Below are 18,101 nucleotides of genomic sequence, written 5' to 3'. Positions count from 1 at the left end.
AGGCAAATTAAACGCGAATTAAACTGAAATTAAAAGCGGATTAATTAGAGGAAGTTTAATTGTAAAAACACATCCTCTTGGATTGGCTGGCGTTAATTCAATCGTTCCTTTAAATATTTCAATTATCTTTTGGGTAATGTAAAGTCCCATTCCTTCACCTTGCAAACCAAATTCTTTCGATTTACTGTAAAAGGGTTGAAAGATATTATTTACATCTTTTGGATTTATGCCTGTGCCATTATCTTGAATATGAATGCGTAATTCTTGTTCTGCTCTTTCGGCAGTAAAAATAACTTCATCGTTTTTAGAAAATTTAAATGCGTTCGATATGATATTATCCAAAGCAATTCTAATCAAAGTGTTATTCGCTAAAACCTTCAAATTTTTAACCTCATCGTTTACAATAACTTTAAGATTTAAGCCTCTTTCATGTTGCCAATCAGTTTTTATTGAGCTTATCAAATCGTCAACTATAATTTCAGCACGTTGTGAATGGATGAGCTCCATATCCATTTTTGCCAGCGCCAGCAAACCTGTAATAATGTGTTCCATTTTTTCAGATTCTTCTAGCATTGAATGAATAGCGTTTTGATAATCAGACATTTCTCTTTGCTTAGAGAGGGTAAGTTCTGCGTTCATTATCATTCTTGTAAGTGGTGTTCTTAACTCATGCGAAGCATTGGCTACAAATGTTTTTTGAAGGATAAAAGCCTGCTCAAGCTCTTCCATAAGGTTATTGAATGTTTTTGCAATCTGATTTATCTCATCTTTATTGGCTTTTTCCTCTACTCGAAACGCCATGTTTTTTGCATCGATTTGCTTAACATCAGCAAGAAACTTATTTAAAGGTTTCAGCATTTTTTCTGCAATCCATCTGCTTAGCAATAAAACAAAAGCAAAAATCATGATAAAAACGATAATCATAATTTGCCAAAGTTTTGATAATCTGTTATGAGAACCTAAATCTTCTGCCGAAGCCAGAATAACAAAATCTCCCTGATTATCTTTGTAATAAATGCCTACAACCTGCCTTTCGCCATCGGTATATTTTAAATGTTTACGCTTGCGAACTAGTTCTATTGTAGATTTAGGCCAGTATTGTGCAGAATCGCCAATAAAAGTTGCACGGTTTTCTTTGTCGTAAATTCTAATAACCTCGCTGTTTAACTTTTGCAGATATTTATGGCGAACGGTGTTGAGCGCATCGCGACTAATTTCATCAGCTTCAAGGTAAAGTTTGGCCGTTACCATTGTTCTGTCTGTAAGCCTTTCGAAAAAATCGGCTTGCAAAAATTTCATAAAAGTAAAATATACCGTAAACAGCACCGCTAAAAGTATAGATGTACAGATTAGTGTAAAATAAAGCGCTAAACGGTCTTTTATCTTCATCACTTTAAAATATAACCCATATTTATTTTAGTGTGAATAAGCTTTCTATCAAACCCTCTTTCAATTTTTTTCCTTAAGAAATTAATGTACACATCAATCACATTTGTGCCGGTCTCAATATTAATATCCCAGGCTTGCTCCGCAATAAATTGTCGTGATAAAAGGCGGTTTGGGTTGCGTAAAAACAGTTCAAGTAAAATAAATTCTTTTGCACTAAGTTCAATGCTTTTGCCCGCTCGGGTAACTTCTTTACTGGCTGTATCTAAACATAAATCATCAAAGCAGAGCAGGTTATTTTGAGCAACATGTATATTGGTAGAGCGCCTTAGAAGTGCAGCAATCCTTGCCAAAAGTTCTTTTAAATGGAATGGTTTTACCAAATAATCATCTGCGCCAGCTTCTAAACCAATAACTTTATCATCTACTGTTCCGAGTGCTGTTAGCAATAAAATTGGCATTTTTATTTGCCGCTCGCGAAGTAATTTACAAACTTGTAAACCGTTAATTCCCGGCATCATCACATCAATAATAAATAAATCGAATTTATCGTTGATGAAAAGTGAAAGTGCATCTGTTCCGCTTAAAACACTGGCGGTTTGATAGCCATTTTCTTCTAAAGCCGATTTTAAGAGTGTTGAAATTTTCTCGTCATCTTCTGCTATCCCGATTTTGAACATGTTGCAAAAATAACCTTATCATCTTAAAATGAGATTAAAACAGATTATTGTTACAGTTGATATTTGGATGCGAAGGAATAAAAATTGCATATTACAATATAATTAGTAAAACGATTTATAAGTTAATCTATCAGCATATTTCAATATTTAATAACGCAATGAACTCATATTTAAACAAGATAAGCACCATATTTTTATTGTTGATTTTATTTATTCAGACAGTAAATGCAGCCGGGATTGTGAAGTTGAAATGCGAACATTTAGTAAATCCAATTGGAATTGATAACCCTAATCCACGCTTATCGTGGATGATGGAAGATGATAGGAAAGGTGCTGTGCAACGTGCTTATCGAATTATTGTAGGCACAGATTCTTTACAGCTCAAAAATAAAATCAATGTGCAGTGGGATTCAGATAAAGTAAATGCTGGAAATAGTTTGATTACCTACAAAGGCAGCGCTTTAATGCCCTTTACAAAATACTTTTGGAGGGTAGAAGTTTTGGATAAGGATAATAAATTAGTGCTTTCGAAGATTTCGAGTTTTGAAACCGGGATGATGGGTTCCGAAAACTGGCGAGGCACATGGATTAGCGATGGAAGAGATATAAATACTCGACAGGCGCCATATTTTAGGAGAACTTTTGAACCCAAAAAGGAGATAAAATCAGCAAGGGTGTATATTGTCGCTTCAGGTTTGTACGAACTTTATTTAAACGGTGAAAAAGTTGGCAACCACCGCTTAGACCCGATGTATACCCGTTTCGATAGAAGGAATTTGTACGTTACTTATGATGTAACCGCTAACCTTAATAAAGGTAAAAATGCAGTTGGAGTTGTTTTGGGTAACGGTTGGTATAATCATCAGGCTATGGCGGTATGGAATTTCGATAAAGCGCCATGGAGAGCAAGACCAGCCTTTTGCATGGATTTAAGAATTACCTATACCGATGGCACGACCGAAACCATAACATCAGGTAGTGATTGGAAAACGAGTTTTGGGCCAATTATATCAAACAATATTTACACTGCAGAACATTATGATGCAAGGCTGGAACAAAATGGCTGGAATAAAGTTGAATTTGATGATACAAAATGGCGGGGTATAAGCTTAAGGGCAGCGCCTTCAAAAAATATTGTTTCGCAAACCATGCATCCCATACGCAATGTTGAAGAGATAAAAGTTAAAAGCCTTCGCAAATTTGATGATACGACTTATTTATATGATTTAGGCAGAAACATTGCCGGAGTGAGTAAAATTAAAGTTTCAGGCAAAAAAGGAACAATAATCAAGTTAAAACATGCAGAGCGATTGAATGCTAATGGCCGTGCAGATTTATCAAATATTGATGTTTATTATCGCCCAACTAACAACACCGACCCATTTCAAACGGATATTTTTATCTTAAATGGTGATGGGGAAGAGGAATTTATGCCTTTGTTTAATTATAAAGGATTTCAGTATGTAGAAGTTACAACCAGCCAGCCTGTTAAACTTGAAGAGAAAAACCTGGTGGCTTATTTTATGCATAGCGATGTACCTGCAACCGGCAAAATATCTTCTTCAAATCCTTTAATTGATAAAATCTGGTGGTCAACTAATAATTCCTATTTATCAAATTTATTTGGCTTCCCAACTGATTGTCCGCAAAGGGAAAAAAACGGCTGGACGGGCGATGGCCATTTTGCTATAGAAACCGGATTGTACAATTTTGATGCCTTAACCGTTTATGAAAAGTGGTTGGGCGACCATCGCGATGAGCAACAACCGAATGGCGTTTTACCAGATATTATTCCTACAGGCGGCTGGGGTTATGGTACGGCAAACGGTACCGATTGGACCAGCACAATCGCCATCATCCCATGGAATATTTACATGTTTTATGGCGATACAAAAGCATTAGCCGATAATTACAAAAACATAAAGCAGTACGTTAATTATGTAAACAATATCAGTAAAGATGGTTTAACTACTTTTGGCAGAGGCGATTGGGTTCCGGTAAAATCCACTTCAAATTTGGAATATACTTCTTCGGTTTATTTTTATGTTGATGCAGATATTTTAGCCAAAACCGCAAAACTATTCAATAATCAAAATGATTTTTTGGTTTATAGCGCTTTGGCAAAGAAAATTAAAAAGGCGATTAATGATAAATACTTCGATGCAGAAAAAGTAAGCTATGGCACGGGTGTACAAACTGAATTAAGCATGGCACTACAATGGAATATTGTTGAAGACCAATACCGTTTAAAATTGGCAGAAAATTTAGCTAAGCGTGTTGCTGCAGATGGTATGCATATAGATGTTGGCGTATTGGGCGCAAAAGCGGTTTTGAATGCTTTAAGTGATAACGGACAAGCAGAAACGGCTTATAAACTCGCCGTACAAGATACTTACCCGGGTTGGGGTTGGTGGATTGTAAATGGAGCAACTACGCTTCACGAAAACTGGGATATGCAGGCAACCAGAGATATTTCGGATAACCACATGATGTTTGGCGAAATTGGTGGCTGGTTTTTTAAGGGCTTAGGTGGTATCAAAATAGATGAAAAACAGCCTGGATTTAAAAATATTTTGCTTCAACCTAATTTTGTAGAAGGTTTAGAACACTTTACCGCAAGCCATGAAAGTCTTTATGGTACAATTTTATCTTCCTGGAAAAGAAATAAAAACGGCCTTAAATATGATGTTAAAATCCCAGCGAACTCTACCGCAAGCCTGGATATTCCAGCGTTATCGGGTAAAAAGGTGTATTTAGACGGAAAAGTGGTTAGCCACAAACAGGAACTATCTGCCGGAAGTTATGCTTTTGAGATAAAATAGGTGGAAGGTACTAAAGCAGTCTATATTGTGTTTTAAATTTCCCGCTTTCGCCATAAAGTGGAGAAAATGATTACTAAATTTCGTCATTCCCAATTCAATTGGGAATCATAAAGCGATTTGTATTGTGCTTTAAGATTCCCCTTTTCGTGGAGAATGACGAAAATTTAAGCAATTTTACAATTGCTTAATCTTAATATTTCTCCATTGGCTCGAGCCTGGATGCTCTTGTAATGCAATTTTTCCTTTGGCTACTTTAGCAAAATTTGCGAAAGCTTTATCCTTAAATTTACTGTTGTCAACCAATTTGTTCCATTCATCACTACCAATTTGTCCGTCAAAAGTTTTAGTGCCATTTAAGTAGAAAGTTAAATGTCCTTTATTTTGTATCAAACGCACTTTATTCCATTCGCCAACTGGTTTCGGTTTTGATACCGTTGCATCACCAGCCATATCATATAAACATCCAGCCAGGTGATTTTCTTTCTTATTATCATCTGCATCGATATTATCCAAAACCTGCATTTCAGGTCCTGTTAAATAAGTGGCTCTAAATTTTGGATTTTCCTGAATATCAAAAATAATTCCGCTGTTTCCGCCTTTAGAAATTTTCCATTCCAGGTTTAATTCATAGTTTTCATATTCCTCATTTGTAACAATATCGCCTCCACCATTTCTTGGTTTTGTTGGATCGAAAACAATTGCGCCATTTTGTACAGTCCATTTAGAACCTACCGTGTCTCTCAAATAGGTGTGCCAACCGTTTAAAGATTTGCCATCGAACAACAATTTCCAGCCTTTTTTAACTTCTTTTTTAGTTAATGTGTTTGCTTCTTGAGCCATAGTTGTTGCGCAAAACATAGCGGAAACGGCAAGAAGTATTAGCGATTTTTTCATCAGGTATTTTTTTTATTTCGAAAATAATAAATACTTGGAAGCTTTTCGTATTTAACGATAATGTGCGTTGAAACTGTTACAAATCGATTTAGTAAGAATTATTTCTATACTAATTTTGTTTGTGCGATTTTAGGATTTTAAAAGTATGGCTAAAGCCTTCGTCGTTTAAATTAACATAATCGGGGAGGGTTAATTTATTTACGTTTATGTAATTCAATAAACCTTTTATGGTTATTGAAACTCCATCGCCATTATTAATATGTTTTAAAGCATTGATTTTTAAGAGCAGAAAAGCAATTACGAAAATGGGTAAGTTATGTTTGTTTGCAAACTCAATTCCCTTAGAAGCTTCAATAATAACATTTTTATAATTACCTGTATGGTTTAAAAAATTTGCTTTCGCAGAAATGTATGATGCTTCTGTATATGATGTATAATACGTGTTAGGATTGCTTAGATAATTGCCTAAAAGCTTAATAACCCTTTGGGTAGTTTTTAACCGATTTAACTTTAGCGTGGTTTGGGCCATAATAATTAACAGGTACGAAGAGAAAACCGAAGAGCGCAGATAAAATATTTTAGGATATTTCTTTAGTATGGCTTCCAATAGATGTATGCATTCTATATAATTTTTGTTGCTAAATAATACCATCAGCACCAAGCGGTAGGTAATCATTTCGCAGCTTCCCAGCATATCATTGGGTAATGGCTTACTTTTATGTACCTCAATACAAAACTTATTAATTTTTTCAAAAAGGCTGGCGCTGTTATTTGGCTTACCTATTAGCGTATTATTAAAAAATGAAATTAAATCGTAAGGATTAATTGGAAATAATTCCAACAGCTTTTTATTGTATCGTTTTAACAGATGCATGCTCTCTGCTAAGGCAACTTTATCTAAATTTAATATGGCAATGCTGCTGCTAATTACATGCAAAATCATCTGTATGTTTTCATCAAAAACCCGCTCAGATAAATTTTTAATCAGCGTTTTGTAATTCTGGCTAATAACCTGTCCAGATACTAATAAATCTACAAAATGAATATCTATGCTTTGGGTATTAAATTTTGAGTCGTTTTTCTCAAGTTCGAAAAGGGCTACATCACATATAAAATCATAAGCTTTATTTTTCTCCTCGTTTGTAAATGGAAGTTTGAAAATGTTTTTGAGCGCTGATATTTCATTTCTGTTAATGCAAAATTTAATGCTCCAGTTTATCAGGTGTTGTCGTAAAATCTGCTCTTTAGCGTAATTAGATAATATTTCTTCGAAGAAACTTTTATTGGGCTTAAATTCAAATTTCTCCGTTAGCTGTAGAAAGAGGAAGTAAGTATAAATATCATCACTTAAAAACTTAACTATCTCCGTAGGAATTGCAGTTGATAATCTTTTTTCTTCTATTAAAATACCGCCGTAAAGAAGCTCCTGGTAGGCTTCAAAATACTTTACCGTGTGTGAAAGTATCTTTTCTTTAGCAACGCGATGGTATATCGCCCCTTTTGATATTTCCCGACTGATTTCTTTAAGAATAAAAATTTTTTCGGTGCTGTTTTTGGATAAAAACACCTTGTTTTCTAAAAAATAGTTAATTAGTTCCAAACAGAGCAGTTGATTGCTAAGCTTCAAAACTTTTGTTTCCTGTTTTAGTGTGTAATATATCTGCAACCAAAATGGTGTTCTAAATTGATTCAACAAACCTGGATGCAAATCACTTTCATACACTGGTTTTCCTTCAATTTTACTAAGTGTAAATAGAATTTCTTCTTGATTTAGCGCAGGGATATTGGTGTTTTTATCTTCATCAAAAAATAAACCTTTGTACCAGGAATTGGTAAGAAATGCCGAGCCTGTAATGGCTGGTTGCAGGTTTACCCAATTATTAACCCTTAAACCAATTACAATTTTAATAAAATTACTATGCTGGATACTGTGTAGAAAATCCACAAATATTTTAAAGTATTTATCGATTGCTAAATATTGATCAATACCATCAACAATAAGTACAATACGCCCTTTGCAGAGTTTAGGGTTTTTTAAAAAGTATGCAATTAATTCACTAACACCGGCAAATTTAAATTCTTTTAAAAACCATTCTTTAAGTGATAAGCCATTCTGAATAATATCGCTGATTGTACCAGAATTAATCAATAAAACTACATCTGATTTGTATGGTGCATTTTCGCTATAAAAAAAATGTTCAACTAAATGAGCAATTAATATCGATTTTCCTTGTCCGGGCTGAGCACTTATGGTTGTAAACTGATAATCGTTTTTTAAGAAATAGTCAAAATCACTGTATAAGAAATTCCGCTTTGAGGTAGCTGTAAAAGGTACACCTGATGAATTTTTCTTGGCTATTAAAGATACATCCGTAATGGCTTGAGTTCTGATATTTAAACTTTGCCATACATCATCAACATCAGAAACTTCATGCTCTTTCTCTTTACAGAAAGATTCCCAATCAGAATAACCAATATATTGAGATAAGCTATTTAATGTAAAAAGCGAAAATTTATGTAGAGTTTGTGCAAAACCAAAAAAGCGCTTTACCGTGGTTTCGCTAACGTAGTTCTTAGTTTCCTTAAAAATTAGCTCTGAAATTGTCTTACAATGGGCTGGATCGATATTCCTTAAACCAGATTTTATAAGAACGAATTTCCTTAGCTGAGAGAGCAAATCAGTTGTATTCATTAATCAGAGGATGATGATACTAATGTCATAAAAAATATGCAATAGCCGAAATAGTTTTAAGTAACATTTCCCCTATGAATAAAATGAACAGCGCAAATCCTCAGATTAATGAACAATAATGGATAAATCTTAATGATTCTATCTAGCGTAGATTTACAAATAAGATAAGAAAACACTCCTAAGAGGGATGTAATCCAATTTCTTGAAAAAACAAATTATCCCTAATTGCGCTTGTATGATGAAAAACTTTACTACTTTTTCCCGGTTCGGGAAACCTATTGCAATTCAAATTTTTCTGATAGCTGTTTTAATAACGATTTTAAACCTTAGATCGTATGCACAAACAAAAATTTATGCAAATACAGTAAGCTCGGTTTCCCCTAACGGACAATCGAGTTTAACAGGATGTGGAACTTTAGGTTTATTCGGTTGCTATTTAACACCAACGGTTGATAATGCTACCGATGCAATTACAGCTGATGAATTAACATTTGCAACCGTAAAATCTTCTGGTGGTTTAGCTGTAGGTATAGGTGCATATACTGGTGAGATCGAATTAAAATTTCCGAATACTATTCCAGCTGGTACAACATCGTACATTAGAATTGATGCCGACCCAACACTTTTAAATCAACTTTTAGGCGGAAATTTAGGTGGTTTATTGAGTGGTGTTGTAGGTGGTGTTGCATTAGGTAATCATTCGATTGATGTAGGTGCGAGAAATTCAAACGGAGTTACCGTCTTATCCGGAACAAGTGTTAATGGATTTACCAGTTCTAATTTACGTTTGGTTAAGGATGCAAATGGATATTTTTATGTTGCGCTTCGGCCAACTGTAGATTATGACAGGGTTTATGTTAAAGATGCCACAAGCGCACTTTTATTAGGAACCTTAAATAATACAAAGGTTTATTACGCCTTTTATACCTCTGGTACAGATGCCTGCGTACAAGCTTTTGCAACCGGTTTTGAAGGCAATGGTTTAACGGTTGATGCACTTGGTTTAGGAAAAGCAGGTGTTACAAATTCGAGTTTTGCTATAGATGCAGACAAAACAAACTATTCAGAGCTAAGTTTAGGAGCATTGGGTGTTGCCGGCTCTATAAGTCAGAATTTTTATTTCAATACCCCATCCAATAATGGAGATGAAATCAATTTAAGAATTGCAGCTTCAGGGAATTTAGTAAATGCAGGCGTTTTAAGTAGATTAACTGTTACCGCCTACAATGGTGAAACGCAGGTTTTTAGTCAGAATGCGGCAACTTTGTTAAGTGTCGAATTGTTAAATTCGCTCGGTAGCGGACAACCCCTTACCATTCCGTTTGCACCAGGGGCGACTTTTGATAGGGTACAAGTAACCTTGTCATCGTTATTAAATGTTAATTTAACCCAAACCATATTAATTTATGGCTTAACCCGTTCGGCAGCCAGACCAACATTTGTTTTGCCAAGCTCAAATGCGGTGAATGCCTGTTTTAACACAACCGCTACATTATCGGCCACAACGCCAAATACAAATGATTTACGTTGGTACGATGTTGCGGAAGGTGGAGCTGCACTAGCTACCACCGCTTTCAATGGTACTTTTACAACTCCTCAGCTAACAGCAAATAAGGTTTATTACGTTGCGGCAAGAAGATTGGGATGTACAGAAGAATCAGTTCGGGTTCCAGTTTCAATAACTGTAAATCCAGCTATTGTTTTTAATTCCTCTGTTTTATCAAATGCTACCGTTGGTTTTCAATATAGTAAACAAGTTGATTTAGCAACTGGCGGAACACCAACATTTACATATTCTTTAGCAAGCGGAAGTACATTGCCTGCTGGTTTAACTTTATCTGCAAATGGAACAATTTTAGGTACTCCAACTGCCAGTGGAACGGCAAGTTTTTCGATAGTTGCAACAGATAGTAAAGGCTGCACCGTAACTGCAAATTACAATTTAATAGTTACCGGCGCTTTGGCTTTAACGCCAGGAAATCTCCCAGATGGAGTGACGGGTGTTTTGTACCCTCCACAAACTATTCCCGCAGCTACAGGCGGAACAGAGCCATATATTTATTCGGCAATAAATCTTCCTCCAGGTTTAACCTTCGACCCCACAACCAGACAAATAGCCGGTACACCAACTGCCGTTGGAACTTATACTATTCCGGTTACGGTAACAGATGTTAATGGAAATGCTGTAACATCTGGCTTTGTTGTAAAAATTATCAATCCTTTAGTTTTGCCCGCCGCCACACTTGCAAATGGTGTAACGGGTAGAGCTTACACGCCACAAGTTATTCCATCAGCTACTGGAGGTGTTGGTCCTTATACTTATAGTGCTACTTCAGTTCCGGCTGGTTTAACATTCAATCCAGTTACAAGAGAAATTTCGGGTACGCCAACTGTAAGCGGAACATTTACTGTTCCAATTACGGTTACCGATGCCGATGGTAGAACGATAACCACAAATTATACCATTACTGTAACCGACCCATTATTATTACCACCATCAACATTGGCGAGCGGTACTGTTGGAGCATCTTATCCGACTCAACTAATTCCTTCTGCCACAGGGGGCGTTGGCGCTTATACTTATGTTGCCACGGGTTTACCTCCGGGTTTAACATTTAACGCAGCAACCAGAGAAATTACCGGAACACCTACTCAAGCGGGTAACTATTCTGTACTGGTAAGTGTAACCGATTCGCAAGGTAATACTGCAAATAATTCTTATCCCTTAAGTGTAATTGGTGTGCTATCGTTGCCAACAGCTTCATTACCAAATGGTACAGTGGGGATTGCTTATCCAACTCAAACATTGCCTGCGGTAAGTGGAGGTACGCCACCGTATAATTATACGGCAACAAACCTGCCTCCGGGGTTAAATTTTAATACCACAACCAGAGAAATTACGGGAACTCCAACAGTTGGCGGTACATTTACTGTAGCATTAACGGCTACAGATGCAACTGGAAATATTGTTAATACAGATTACATTGTCATCGTAACTGTAAGTCAGCCAATTGCAGCATCTGTTTCGGTTTGTTCAGGCAGCTCAGCAGCATTAAATGTGAGCAATTTACAAGCTGGTGTAACCTACAACTGGTATGCATCCACAGGAAATACGCCATTAGCAACTAATAATAATGGTCTGTTTAACACTGGTCCTTTAACAGCGAATACTACTTTTTATGTTGAAGCAGTATCTGGATCGGCAGTAAGCGCCAGAACAGCGGTTAATGTAAGCATTAATCCTGCGGCTAACCCGGCGGTTGTTTCCACCAATAATCAGGTAATTAATGCAGGGCAAACAACTACATTAATAGCTACCGCTGATGCCGGAAGCTCTATACATTGGTTTGCCGCCCCAACCGGTGGAACTGAATTAGCTTCTGGCTCAAATTTTACAACACCTGCTCTAAATACAACCACAACTTTTTATGTTGAAACCATAAATGCAAGTGGTTGCACAAGCGCCGTTCGCGTACCGGTAACAGTTACCGTAATTAACGGAGTTGGAAATACGGCATGTAATGCAGCCGGTACACAAAATTCTGGTATCACAGGCATCTGTATTTTATGTGGAATTAATGGTGCAGGCAATTCAACTGATGCTAATCCAAATAATTTTACCAGAATAACATTAGCTGTTGGTGCATTATCTACGGGCTATCAGCAATTAATATTTAATTCGGCTGGTACAGCAACTGATAGTGTTCGTTTAGATTTAGGCTTACCTACCGGATTATTAGATTTATCCCTTTTAGGAAACATTACTGTGAACGTAATGAATGGAAATGCGGTTGTTGCAAGCTATCCGTTAAATTCATCACTGTTAAGATTAACGCTTTTAGGTGGAACTCGTTTTGAGGCGATTTTACCGGCAACTGCAGCATTTGATCGCGTAGAAGTTAGAATCGGAGGTTTAGCTTCTGCCATTTCGAGCCTAGATGTTTATGGCGCAACAATAGTCTATCCATCTCCAACAATTACAAGCGGCTCACAAACCATTTGCGCCAATACTGCTGTAAATTTATCTGCTACAGCAAGTGGAGCGACTACCCTGCGATGGTTTGATGCACCTACCGGAGGAAATTTGTTAGCTACCGGAGAAACTTTTACCACACCAGCACTTACTGCAACAACTATTTATTACCTTGAGGTGAGCAGAGGTACATGTGCAAATCCAACAAGAATCCCTGTCACTGTTACTGTTATTCAGGCGATAGCTACACCGGTTTTGGCGCCGATTGCAAATGTATGTTCAGGTTCGTCTACAACTCTTTCGGTAAATAATCCAGATGCTACTCTAACTTACAATTGGTATACCAGCAGCACAGGTGGATCACCAGTTTTTACCGGCAATGTTTTTACAACGCCAATATTAACAGCTAATGCCACTTATTATCTGGAAGCTGCTAATGGAAGTTGCATAAGTAATGCAAGGGTTGCGGCTGCGGTAAATGTAAATCCTGCACCGGTACTTCCAGTAGTTACAGCATCTTCTTTATCTGTACCATCAGGTCAAACAGCTACGCTGTCGGCTTCATCAACAGAAACCAACGTTACATTTAACTGGTATGATAGTGCAAATGCTACAAGTCCGGTGTTTACTGGAGCAACATTTGTAACGCCTCCAATTACCGCAAATACAAGTTATTATGTGGAGAGTGTTTCTCCAAATGGTTGTCCTTCTGCAAGCAGAGTCCAAGTTACCATAACCGTTAGCGGCGTTGGTACTCCGGTTATTGTTCCTTGTGAAACTGCAACAAGTCAGAGTAACGGAGTATCTGGAATAGCCATTGGAGCCGGAGTTGTTAATCCAAACCTTGCAATAGATACTGATGCACAAACTTCTTCAACACTTGTAATGCCGGTAGGAATTGCAGCATCGGTTTATCAAAATCTGTCATTTCCGGGTGCTTCTAGAGTTGGTGATACTTTAAAAGTTTTAATATCATCTCCAGGAAAACTATTATCCCTTGGCATATTTAGCAATCTTCAAATCACGACATATTTGAATGGTGTATCAAATGGTGATGTTGTTAATTTAAACAATGCAATACTTAATATTAGACTTTTAAGCGGCAATTCGCAGGCATTAATTACTTTAATTCCATCAGCAAGCTTTGATGGAGCGGAATTGCGTTTAAATTCAGGAATTGCAGGTGCTCTGTCATCCATAAATTTAAATTACATGCAGCGTGTTTTGAAAGCACCTGAAGTTGTATCTGCAAATGTTATCACATGTGCGGGTACTACTGCAACGCTACAGGTTTCCAATCCGGTGGCAGGTTTTACATACAGATGGTTTGATGCAAATCAAAATGCATTAGCAGATGGAACTTCATTTACAACACCAAACTTAACTGCAAATACTCAATATTTTGTTGCCGTAGTATCTTCCAGCGGTTGTGTGAGTGCAAAAACACCGGTAGCGGCAACCATATCTGCTTTGCCGCTAGCTCCAGAGTTATTAGCGTCTGCAGTTAATGCTTGCGCCGCTAATCCTGTTATTTTGCAAGTAAAAAATCCAATAGCCGGGGAAACATACAAATGGTACACTGCAGGTAATATTTCAGCGGGGCCCGATGGAGTAACCTTAACGGTTAATCCACTATCAAATACAACCTACACGGTTGAGGCTGTAAATAGTTGTGGAGTTTCTGCTTCGAGAACTACTGCAACCGTAAACATAGGTGCTGGTCCTGATTTGCCAATTGTTTCTCCAACAACTGTAACCATTACATCTGGTAGTACAGCAATATTAACAGCAACATCATCAATAGGCGGAAATACCATCAGATGGTACAGCGATGCAGCACTTACAAATCTTGTATCATCAGATGCAACTTTTACCACACCAATATTAACCTCGAGTACAATTTATTATGTAAGAAATGAAACAACTTGTGGTAATTCTGCAGCTGTAGCCGTAACTGTAAATGTTAACCCTGCGTTACCTGGTTCAGCACCGTGTGGAACGGCGAGTATTAGTTTAGCAACCGGAAATGTAGGCGGAAATATCGGCTCGGGCGTATTTAATGCACCTGCAGCTGTTGATAACGACGTAAATTCAGCATCAACACTGTTCGTTACAGCGGGCATAGCAAATGCTTACGTATTTCAAAGGGTTGGTTTTGCAGGTGGGTTATCGAATGTTGGAGATACACTCCGCATAAAAATTTCATCTCCAGCAAACTTGTTAAGTGCTTCGGTTTTTCCTAATATCAGTCTAACAACCTACAATGGTTCAACCAGCAATGCTGATGAAATCAGATTAAATAGTCAGCCTGTAAAAATAGAACTAGCTTCCAATGGAGGCGATGCAATATTAACTTTCGTACCCACTCAACCATTTGATGGTGCCGAACTTCGCATTTTCTCTGGTCTTATTGGTGTACTAAACACTATTAATTTTAATTATGCTCAGCGTTCTATTACCGTACCAGAAGTTAGCTCAGCAACTGCAACGGCTTGTTTGGGTTCGTCAGCGCTTTTAAATGTTAGCAATCCAAAACCAAATATTATTTACACATGGTATCAGGATAATGTACTCAAAGCTACTGGTACCACATTTTTAACCGACCCTACACTACCTATCGGGAATCATAATTTCTTTGTAACAGCTAAAGGCAATAATGGCTGCGAAAGTCCTAAAGTATTAGTAACTGTTACCATTGCTGCTCCACCAGCCGTAACGGTAATTGCATCACCAAATCCGGCAAACACTTGCGTAAATAATTCTACTACTATTAATGTGCAGGCTGTGGCTGGTGTTATTTATAATTGGTACGATGCTGCTACAGGAGGCAGTCTGTTGGTTAGCAATAGCAGCAGTTTCACTACATCTGCAAATTTACAGCCGGGCACTTATATGTTTTATGTTGAAGCTGCATCTGTTTCTGGCTGTGCAAATGCTACAAGAACGGCTGTTACTGTAACTGTAAACCAAAATGCCTTAGCAAGTGATATCATAATTAGTGGAAATACATCACTATGTGATAATGGAATTACAACTTTAACCGCAAGCAGTACAACCGTTACAAATCCGGTGTTTGCCTGGTATAGCGATGCGGCTTTGACTAATCAGGTATCATCAAGCAATACCTTCACTACGCCACAAATTACAGCAGCAACAACTTATTATGTTGTGGTTAGTGGTTCCAATCGTTGTGCAAATACGGTAGGAAATGCAGCAGTGGTAAACGTAAATATCAATCCATCAGCAAATGCTGCAGATATTAATGTATTAGGCAATTCTGCAATTTGTTCTGGAGCAGCAACATCATTATCGGCCAGTTCTACAACGGTAATTAATCCTGTTTTTACCTGGTATAACGATGCCGCTTTAACCAGCGTAGCTTTTGTTGGAGCCACATTTAACACCAGTGCCTTAACAGCAGAAACTACCTATTATGTTACAGTAAAAGGAAGCAATAAATGTGAAAATTTAACCGGAGATGCAAGGGCCATCACCATAAGAGTAAATACAATAGCTTCAGCTTCTGATATCAACATTACAGGTTTTAATACTATTTGCAAAGATGTTGCAGCATCATTGTCAGCATCTTCTACAACAATTTTAAATCCGGTATTTACCTGGTACAATGATGCGGCATTAACCAGCGTAGCTTTTGTGGGAGCTTCCTTCACTACGGCTCCTTTGAGCGCTACTACAACTTTCTATGTAACTGTTAAAGGAAGTAATAGTTGCGAAAATACCCCGGTAAACGCAAAAGCGATAACAGTTACTGTTAAAGATTATGCTACAGCTGCAGATATTACGCTGAATAATGTAAATATCTGTTCGGGTAATTCTACAACTTTAATGGCATCAAGCTTAACGGTTTTGCAGCCTGTGTTTACCTGGTACAGCGATGCATCTTTAACAGTTCCGGTATTTACAGGGCCAACATACAATGTTAATTCGGTTACCAGAACAACAACATTTTATGTTACAGTTAAAGGAAGCAATAAATGCGAAAATAATGCAGCTAATGCTAAGGCTGTTACCATAACTGTAAATCCATTAGCCAACACAACTGATATTGTGGTTGCGGGGAATACTTCGGCGTGTGCGGGCTCTGCAACGGTATTAACCGCAAGCAGCACTACTGTTACTAACCCAATATTTACTTGGTATAGCGATGCTGCTTTAACAAACATTTCATTTATCGGAGCATCATTTACTACACCAGTTTTAAATGCAAATGCTACCTATTACGTAACAGTAAAAGGCGACAATAAATGTGAAAATGCTGCTGGTAATGCAAAAGTTGTAGCGGTAAATGTTAGTGCTGTGCCTACAAGTCCGGTAATATCAAGTTCGGGTACAACCATTTGTGCAGGCGATGCAACAACCTTAATTGTTCAGGGAGCACAAACGGGAATAATCTACGAATGGTATAATAGTGCTACTGGTGGAAATTTAATTTTTACAGGAACATCTTTCACAACACCTATTCTTAATACAAATACAACCTATTATGTACAGGCTGTTGGTGCAGCAGGCTGTGCCAATTCGGCTGGGCGTACAATGGTGAGTGTGAGTGTAAATCCGCGTCCGGCAACTACCACGGTTGCATCATCGGCAGTAAGTGTATGCTCAGGAAGTTCAACCGTGTTGAGTGTTACGAATTCCCAGGCAGGTTATACTTATAATTGGTACACAAACGCTACAGGTGGTAGTATTGTAGGCTCTGGTGCGAATTTTAATACCGGTGCGGTGACCGCAAATACCACATTTTATGTCGAATCTGTTTCAGGTAATTGTGCATCTACCACCAGAACTTTGGTTAATGTAACCGTTCTTCCTGTTCCACTGGCCCCAGCGCAAGTGAATGCTGCAAGTAATTTAATTTGCGGTGGAAGCTCAACAACATTAACCGTTGCAAATCCAGATGCAGCTTTAACTTATAATTGGTACACGGCAAGCGCTGGAGGAACATCACTTGGTCAGGGAAGTACATTTACAACACCAGCAATAACCGGTACAACTATTTTCTACGTAGAAAGTTCTAATGCTTCGGGTTGTATAAGTGTAACCAGAACACCAATTACTATAACAGTTTTACCAATACTTACTGCACCAATTGTTAGGGTAGAAAGTACCACGAGCAACAGTGTAATTTTTGCATGGACGCCTGTATCTGGTGCAACGGGTTATGAAATATCGTTTAATAATGGTTTAACCTGGCTTCGCCCGTCTGAAGGAGCAAATGCTACAAGGCATGTTGTTAGTGGCTTAAAACCAGACCAAGGTGTTACTATAATGGTGCGAACAACTGGTCAGATTGCTTGTCAAACCAGTGCAAACTCTAATCCATTAACGGGCAAAGCTGCGAATCCGCTAGGTAATGAAATTTATATTCCGAATGCCTTTACCCCAAATAACGATGGCAAGAATGATATATTCTTAGTTTACGGAACAACCATAGCATCGGTAAAAATGAGTATTTACACACAATGGGGGCAGCTTATTTATCAGGTCGATTCTACAACAACAGGCTGGGATGGAACTTTTAGAGGTGTTGCACAGCCAAGTGGAGTTTATGTTTACATGATTGAAGTGATATCTAACGATGGAACTAAAGTGATGAATAAAGGAACGGTAACACTTATCAGATAACAATTTAT

6 protein-coding genes are annotated in these 18,101 nt (G+C 37.7%); 2 read left to right on the top strand and 4 right to left on the bottom strand.

The window, feature by feature from the left end; translation table 11 throughout:
* Nucleotides 1–18: 18 nt before the first annotated feature.
* Nucleotides 19–1,389: a HAMP domain-containing sensor histidine kinase gene (locus tag LUA90_RS14445; protein ID WP_231491353.1), complete on the bottom strand. Its 1,371-nt coding sequence runs from the start codon at nt 1,387–1,389 to the stop codon at nt 19–21.
* Nucleotides 1,389–2,066: a response regulator transcription factor gene (locus LUA90_RS14440; RefSeq protein ID WP_231491352.1), complete on the bottom strand. Its 678-nt coding sequence runs from the start codon at nt 2,064–2,066 to the stop codon at nt 1,389–1,391. The genes LUA90_RS14445 and LUA90_RS14440 overlap by 1 nt, the downstream gene beginning before the upstream one ends.
* A 158-nt stretch (nt 2,067–2,224) precedes the next feature.
* Between LUA90_RS14440 and LUA90_RS14435 the strand changes: the two genes are divergently transcribed.
* Nucleotides 2,225–4,888, top strand: a complete 2,664-nt coding sequence (locus LUA90_RS14435) for an alpha-L-rhamnosidase (protein ID WP_231491351.1) — start codon at nt 2,225–2,227, stop codon at nt 4,886–4,888.
* Between the two features lie 174 nt (nt 4,889–5,062).
* Here the strand turns inward: LUA90_RS14435 and LUA90_RS14430 are convergent, their stop codons facing one another.
* Together LUA90_RS14430 and LUA90_RS14425 are read right to left on the bottom strand one after the other, a co-directional pair.
* A complete protein-coding gene (locus LUA90_RS14430) occupies nt 5,063–5,782 on the bottom strand; it encodes a DUF1080 domain-containing protein (RefSeq protein ID WP_231463606.1) in 720 nt (239 codons plus the stop codon).
* 109 nt (nt 5,783–5,891) lie between these two features.
* A complete protein-coding gene (locus LUA90_RS14425; RefSeq protein ID WP_231491350.1) occupies nt 5,892–8,474 on the bottom strand; it encodes a hypothetical protein in 2,583 nt (860 codons plus the stop codon).
* Between the two features lie 235 nt (nt 8,475–8,709).
* Between LUA90_RS14425 and LUA90_RS14420 the strand changes: the two genes are divergently transcribed.
* On the top strand, nt 8,710–18,093 hold the full coding sequence (locus LUA90_RS14420; protein WP_231491349.1) for a putative Ig domain-containing protein: 9,384 nt from the start codon (nt 8,710–8,712) through the stop codon (nt 18,091–18,093).
* Nucleotides 18,094–18,101 lie beyond the last annotated feature (8 nt).

Source organism: Pedobacter sp. Leaf170 (genome assembly GCF_920984665.1).
Lineage (GTDB): Bacteria > Bacteroidota > Bacteroidia > Sphingobacteriales > Sphingobacteriaceae > Pedobacter.
This window is presented reverse-complemented; position numbering and strand designations above follow the sequence as displayed.

What these genes read in the sequence shown, in the direction of transcription:
- LUA90_RS14440 (WP_231491352.1), bottom strand. Translation starts at nt 2,066, where the DNA reads ATGTTCAAAATCGGGATAGCAGAAGATGACGAGAAAATTTCAACACTC.
- LUA90_RS14420 (WP_231491349.1), top strand. Translation starts at nt 8,710, where the DNA reads ATGATGAAAAACTTTACTACTTTTTCCCGGTTCGGGAAACCTATTGCA.
- LUA90_RS14425 (WP_231491350.1), bottom strand. Translation starts at nt 8,474, where the DNA reads ATGAATACAACTGATTTGCTCTCTCAGCTAAGGAAATTCGTTCTTATA.
- LUA90_RS14445 (WP_231491353.1), bottom strand. Translation starts at nt 1,389, where the DNA reads ATGAAGATAAAAGACCGTTTAGCGCTTTATTTTACACTAATCTGTACA.
- LUA90_RS14430 (WP_231463606.1), bottom strand. Translation starts at nt 5,782, where the DNA reads ATGAAAAAATCGCTAATACTTCTTGCCGTTTCCGCTATGTTTTGCGCA.
- LUA90_RS14435 (WP_231491351.1), top strand. Translation starts at nt 2,225, where the DNA reads ATGAACTCATATTTAAACAAGATAAGCACCATATTTTTATTGTTGATT.